This is a genomic window from Yokenella regensburgei (assembly GCF_051486985.1).
Lineage (GTDB): Bacteria > Pseudomonadota > Gammaproteobacteria > Enterobacterales > Enterobacteriaceae > CBFFRJ01.
The window spans coordinates 23,214-30,529 of record NZ_JAHVDV010000043.1; the positions used below are offsets into that span (position 1 = coordinate 23,214).

The window sequence follows — 7,316 nt, forward strand, 5'->3', positions numbered from 1 at the left end:
CTGAAAGAGAGTAAAGCCCCTGCATGCGCTGGCATGCAGGGGCTTTTTTATGCTGTCTGCTTTTTAGCGTTTTTCGTCCATTTTAGTGTACCGGTAGCCTTTGCCCCTTTTCTGACTAAGGGTCATAGCGGTGTTCTAATATGGCCCCGTCGCGGAGGTGCGAATGGAAAAGCCCAGAGGTAATGCCTCATCCCGGCCTTCATCCATTGCGCTTACCACGTTGTCACCCGTACCGACGTGGTGCGCCCTTAACCTCTGTGCTTTTTCCGGTTGCTCCGCTAATTCGTATGCCTGCGCCAGATCGCCCCGCCAGTTGGTATTCCACGGGCATGTCTGGTGTGCCTTTTCCATGTGCGTAATGCCCTCAGCCAGATGCCCTTTACGCACGCAAATCAGACCCAACATGAAATGCGCGGTCGCGTGTTCAGGCACGTGGTGCAACAGGCGTTTGAAGAGCATCTCTGCTTCATCTAGCTTCCCCTGACGATAGTGCGCTATGCCATCGGTCTGCATGCCGGGTACGGGCAAGCTCACCATCTCAATAGGTTCATGCACGATCTTCGCGTTCGTACCGGCGATAAGCGGCGTCAGAAAGTCCGCGTAACGGCGCCAGCGTTCGCGGGCGGTCTGATAGATAGGCTGACGTACCTGCCACACACTGGCGGTCTTGACCGGCCTTTTCAGTTCAGACGTGTCGAGCACCTGCGGCTCCCATTGCACGCCCAGATAATCCAGCATGCGACGCGCCTCGCGCTCCGGTTCAGATACCACGTCCTCATAGCGCACCTCGAGAATTTCGCCGGGGAACAGCTGGTTCCAGTGGTGCATCATGAGATTGTGGTCGGCCAGCTGTTCACCAATCCACTGCAGGTCATAGGCGAAGCCCATACCGCCATGTTTCGCCGCGTAGTCGGTGAAGTAGTTGGAGATAGCGATATCGCGCGGATCGCGTCGTACTGAGATTATCCGCGCGTTCGGGAACAGCAGTTTGATAAGACCAATGTTCTCGAAATTGTGCGGCAGCTTATCCACCACATGCCGGACCTCAGACGCGTTTTCTGGCACGGTTTCCTTGAGCTCCTTAAGCAGGCTGTCGGTAATGCCCGCCACAACATCGGCCGACAGATCGTCCACACAGTCCGGGTAATGGCGTCCTGACCCCGTATGACGTTCCCAGCGCTCCAGCCTGGCAATCGTGCTGGGAATCACCCCAAGTTCGCCCGCGCCGTGGATTTGGCTGTGTCCTGCCAGAATCTGTTCAATCAGCGTCGTACCGGAACGCGGCATACCCAGGACGAACACCGGCAGCGTTGAGGCGTTGCCGATGCCGCGTCGGTGTTCGTATAGTGAACGGCTAAAAGCATGACGGATACGCGCGCTGCCTTGCCGATGCGCAACCGGGTCATAACTCAGAAACGCACGACTGGCCGCATTGGCTTCATCGGCCAGGGTGAAGGCTTTGGTGTAGTCCTTGCGTTTTTCCCAGGCCGCAGCCAGTTGCAGCAGTAGTCCAGGCTGCACCGGTCCGGTAAGGCCAGGTCGTCGTGCAAAGGCTTCCAGGCGAATTAACGTCTCTTCATCTTGTGGAAAGCGTCGGGCGTTAATCAGTGCGGCATGACCGCGTGCCGGGTCGACAGCCAGTACCTGCTCAAACAGCGCGACGGCCTCGTCGATGCGCCCCAACTGCATATACAACTGCCCCAGCCCCTGCAGTGCAGGTACCAGCCGCGGATGTGCTTGCAGAACCTCTACGTATCTCGCCTCCGCGCCGGTGTACTGCTGCTCCTGCGCGTCAACTCCGGCCAGTGCCACGTGTGCCTGCGCCAGCCAGTAGTCGATTTGCGCGGCGTCGATATCGGGTGAAGGCGTCAGCGCCCCGGCCTCCTCAATCGCCTGTTCAGCCATGTCACGCGCCAACGCAGGATGCCCATGAGTCGCGACGCTGGCCAGTTTCAGGCGCAGAGGAAGCGTCATTTTTTGCTGCTGCCCAGCCAGATTAATGGCGCGGTGCAGCAACATTATGGCCTGAGGCATCCGCCCCTGAAGCTCCGCCAGCTCCGCATGCTGTTGGTAGAGGTCAGGATGTTCCGGGTAATGATGCAGACCACGGCGCAGCGCATCCTCAGCCTGGGCATGGCGTCCACGCTCGGCCAGACGCTGAACATAACCGGTCAGCAGGCCACAGTAATCCTCCTCAGCCAGTTCAGCATGGCGTGAGTCCAGCCAGGCCTCAGCGCGGGCATTGTCGCCACGGGCCAGCCACAGTTCCAGACGCAGGCCGCGCAGTTGCTGGTCGTGCAGAGCCACCTGCGGTGCGGGCCAGTGCTCCCGCTCGCCTGCCCAAAAGAGGTCTGCGGCGGCCAGTGTCTCCTCTGCCTGATGCAACGCCTCACTTTGCAGATAGAGACGCAGCAGTTGCTGATAGACCTCGATACGTGGTTGCAGGCGCAAACTGCATTCATACAGGGGAATAGCCTCCTCCCCCCGTTGATGCTGCACATAACAGGCAGCCAGACGCGCCAGCAAAAGCGAGTGGTCTGGTGCCTCAGTGCGGGTGGCTTCCAGCAGCGCCTGCGCCGCGCCTGATTCCCCAAGAAGCAGGTGTAAGGCCGCCAGGTCGACGCGGGCGTCGACCTCCAGTGTAGCCGGGTCCAGCGCCATCAGCGTCTGGCGGGCCGCCGCTGGCTGGCCCAAATGGGCCTGAGCCAGGGCCAAAAGCACCTGTTCTGCTGGTGAGAGCGCCGGCAGGCTAAAGCCTGCCTCCTGCAGCGCCTCAAACTGCCGCATTTCGACCAGACGGCGTAGCAGTATCAGTGAACCTGTCATGGCATCGCCAGCCCTTGCGAGGTGAGAACACCGGCAGGCATCGCCTGCATATACGCCTGAGCAAACGAATTGTCATGATTCGGGTTCGCGGCCCAGGTACCGTTCCAAAGATCCTTGCCAGGCGCTACATCATTGCGAGTGAACTGGCCGTTTGCATTAATTCCGGCGACATAATTAGAAAACGAAGTAGAGAACGCTGCCATCCAGTGAACGGCATTTCCAACTTGATTCATCCCCATCACTGCCTCGCCATGGCTTCCCTTAACAGCGCTGCCCGTGCCTACCAGCACAATTTTGTCGTCGGTGCCCAGATTCTGCGCACCCGACCACATCTCGTTGCTATCCAGACCAACCAGCGTGCTGGTATCGCTGTTGACCTTGATATAGATGGTGTAGGCGGTATTGGCATCAAAAACGCGCCCGTTGTGGTCAGAGCTTTGGCCCGTCGTCAGGTCGAACACCACGATGGAGGGATTCCCGGTCGAGGCGGCAGCGGTCGTGAAATTCAGCCCCGTCGAGGTGCTGATACCGGCATAGCCATTACCCGCCGTGTCGTGCAGCGCGGTGCTGTCGATTTGGACGTGATAGTTTGCGCCTGCCGCCAGATCCGTTGTCGGGTCGATAGTCACCGTGTTGCCGCTGATGCTGACCTGCGAACTGTCGGTGATGTCGATAACCTTGTTCAGACTGCTGTTGCTGTCGTTGACCAGGGTGATGTGACCACTGCCCGCCAGCACATTCTCGCTAAAGGTCAGCGTGAGGTTAGCGCCCGTGGCAACGCTGCTGCCATCGTCATGCGGGGTACTGCTGGTCAGCAAAGGTGCAGTATTGTCCACCGCCACGCTGCTGCCTGAGATAACAGAGACATTGCCGGCCGCGTCCACAGCGTAAGCATGGTAAGTGCCGTCGGCAAGCCCGGTTAGTGCCAGCGTAGCCCCGGTGTTGGCCGTGACGGTCACGCTGTTCACCAGGTTGTCGGCAGCACTGGTAAGGCTGTTCAGATCCGTCACCGTCACGCTGTCGCTGACCAGGTATACCGTGCCAGCTTCAGTGCTCTGCACACTAACGGTCTCATTACCGTTCTCCACGCCATCCGCGTCACGGATAAGCGTGACGGTCGGCGGTGTGGTATCGACGACGTTGTAGGTCACGGTCTGGGTGGTCTGATTACCAGCGGCGTCGGTGGCGGTGACGATGAATTGCGCCCCGGTGGCCTTCGCCGGGCTGGAGAGCAGCGTCACCAGGCCAGTGCTGGCGTTGATGCTGAAATGCTGGGTGTCGTTCAGGCTGTAGGTGACCCCGTGCGCATCGGTGGCCGCCGCGGTGTAGACGGTGTCGCCGACGTGGGAGCTGTCCGTAATGTCGGCGGCGATGGCGGCACTGGTGAAGACAGGCAGGGTGTTGTCAACGATCACACTGCTGCCGGAGATAGCAGAGACATTGCCTGAGGCATCCACGGCGTAGGCGTGGTATGTACCGTCAGCGAGGCCAGTCAGCGCCAGCGCGGTGCCGGCGTTCGCCGTAACGGTAACGCTGTTCACCAGGTTGTCGGCAGCACTGGTAAGGCTGTTCAGATCCGTCACCGTCACGCTGTCGCTGACCAGGTATACCGTGCCAGCTTCAGTGCTCTGCACACTAACGGTCTCATTACCGTTCTCCACGCCATCCCCGTCACGGATAAGCGTGACGGTCGGCGGTGTGGTATCGACGACGTTGTAGGTCACGGTCTGGGTAGTCTGGTTACCAGCGGCGTCGGTGGCGGTGACGATGAATTGCGCACCGGCAGCCTGAGCCGGACTGGAGAGCAGCGTCACCACGCCAGTGCTGGCGTTAATCCGGAAGTGTACGGTGTCGTTCAGGCTGTAGGTGACCCCGTGCGCATCGGTGGCGGCAGCGGTGTAGACGGTGTCGCCGGCATGGGTGCTGTCCGTAATGTCGGCGGCAGTGGTCGCGCTGGTGAAAACAGGCACGGTGTTGTCCACCATCACGCTGCTGCCGGAAATGACGGAAAGATTGCCCGCTGCATCGACGGCGTAAGCGTGGTAAGTGCCATCAGCAAGGTTGGCAGCAGAGATCGCTGCGCTGGTATTTGCGATGACAGCAGTGCTGGCCCACTGGTCGCTGGCAGCGCCGGTAATGTCGCTGAGCTGGCTTACCGTCACATTGTCGTTGACCAGATAGATGGTGCCGTTTTCGGTGCTTTGCACGGTGGCCTGGCCATCATGGTTCAGCACGACGAGGTTTTCCCAGGTGCTGCCATCGGCGTTAAATTTCTGCACGTAGAGATGGCGGCCGGAAATGCCGCTGTTATAACCGTACCAGGTTACCATGTATTCGCCGTCTGCACCGGCGGCGGTAACTTGTGGATAGATGTCAGTTGCGCCGCTGAAAGCTTCCAGTTTCACGAAACCACCCACAAGCTCACCGCTGGCATTGAACTTCTGCGTGTAGACGTCCCAATTCGAGCCGTTCCTACTCATCCAGGAGACGACGTAGCCTCCATCGCCCAGTGCCGTGATGCGCGGGTTTTGGTCGTAGTTGCTGCTTGTGTTGTTGTGTGATGCGTCCAGTTGCACAGCAGCACCCACTTTGCTGCCACCAGCAGAGAACTGTTGAACAAAGACATTGTAATCGACGTAGCCGCTGATGCTGGAATAATCCATCCAGCTGATGGCGTAGCCACCGTCGGCCAGCGCTGCAACGAACGGGTAGGTAGAGCTGTTACCGAAATTACCATTATGCGTGCTGTCCAGTTCAACGATGCTGCCAACCCTGGCGCCGTTGGCATCGAACTGCTGCACATAGGTGCCGTTGTTGTAGTTCGAGTTGCTGTAGTTGTAGCCGGACCAGGTGACGACATAGCCACCGTTAGCCAGTGCTGTGATCTGCGGCTGAATTTCGCTGTTAGAACTGTTGCCCGTCGTGGCGTCCAGCATCACTGGGGTGGAAGCGGTGCCGGTAGCGTCGAACTGCTGCACATAGATGTGGTAGTCGCCAGAGGTTTGGCCCTGCCAGGTCACCACGTAGCTACCGCTGTCCAGCACGGTAACCTGCGGGCTGGCGTTGTAAGAAGAACCGGACACCGCCAGCGGCACGGTGTTGCCAACAGTGGCACCAGCGTCATCAAAGCGCTGCACGTAGACACCGACGTTGTTAATGTACCAGCTCAAGATATAGCCGCCATCGGTAAGCGTCGCGATCTGCGGGGCTATATCCTGCGCAGAAGCGGCCCCATCCAGTTTTACGGCTGCGGATATTGGGCTGCCGTCAGCGTTGAATAACTGCGTATAGATGCTGCTATCAGTGTTGGTACCATTCTTGCCGGCCCATGCCACGGCATACGCTCCGGCATCATTAATGGCCGTCACGCTGACGACACTGTCTGACCCGTTTGCGTAAGTGATGGTCACGCCAGATGCGAGCTGTACGGGATCACCCATCGCCACACCCTGAGCGCTAAGGCGCTGCGCATAGATCCCGTAGCTGCCATTGTTGGTGCCTCCCCATGTCACCAGGAAGCTACCGTCGCCCAGCGTGGTTGTGTCAAAACCGTTGGAGTAAACTAAGTTGGTCGCCGGGCTCAGCATCACCGGTCCCTTAGAGCTGCCGTCGAGCGTAACAGTCGGTGCGATTTCATCGACATCGGTGACATTAACGGTGACGGTCTGCGTGGTCATATGGCCCGCTGCGTCAGTGGCGGCGACGATAAAGGTGTATGCAGGCGCGTGGGTGCCTTCATAGTCAGGGCTGGTATTGAAGGTGACTGCACCCGTTGCCGCGTCGATAGTAAAGTACCGGGCGTCTGCGCCATTATCCGTATCGATCAAGCTGTAGGTGACATGCTCGCCACCGTCCACGGCGTCATTATCAAGGGCCTGCGCAGTATAAATCGCGGTGCTGGCGGCAGTATTTTCGGCAACGCTCACCGTGGCGGTGGCGAAGCTGTCGCTGCTGTTACCGGTGGTGAAGCTGGGGGCAACCTCGTCGAGGTTGTTGATGCCCAGCGTGACCGTGCGGTCGCTGTGGTTGCCCGCCGCATCGGTGGCCACAACGGTGAAGCTGTAGCTGGATTTGCTTTCAAAGTCCGGGTTGCCGGTCAGCGTCACCGCGCCGGTGGTCGGGTCAATCGTCAGCCCCGCGTCGCTGCCCGCTTTCAGGGAGAAGGTGACACCGCCGCTGATATCCGCRGTGTCGGTCGCGGTGGCGGTGTAAATCACCTGCCCTGCGCCGCTGTTCTCGTTGATCGCCGTGGCGGTGGTGCCGCTGGTGATCGTCGGGGCGACATCGTCGAGGTTGTTGATGCCCAGCGTGACCGTACGATCGCTGTGGTTGCCCGCCGCATCGGTGGCCACAACCGTGAAGCTGTAGCTGGATTTGCTTTCAAAGTCCGGGTTGCCGGTCAGCGTCACCGCGCCGGTGGTCGGGTCAATCGTCAGCCCCGCGTCGCTGCCCGCTTTCAGGGAGAAGGTGACACCGCCGCTGATATCCGC

2 protein-coding genes are annotated in these 7,316 nt (G+C 59.6%); both read right to left on the reverse strand.

What is annotated here, in order from left to right; all coding sequences use genetic code 11:
• Positions 1 to 135 precede the first annotated feature (135 nt).
• Positions 136 to 2,826 carry a sulfotransferase gene (locus KXR87_RS21535; protein WP_437434255.1) on the reverse strand — a complete coding sequence of 897 codons (2,691 nt, stop codon included), beginning with the start codon at positions 2,824 to 2,826 and terminating at the stop codon, positions 136 to 138.
• On the reverse strand, positions 2,823 to 7,316 hold a 4,494-nt coding region (locus tag KXR87_RS21540; RefSeq protein ID WP_437434256.1), incomplete at its 5' end, for a beta strand repeat-containing protein. The genes KXR87_RS21535 and KXR87_RS21540, both read right to left, overlap by 4 nt.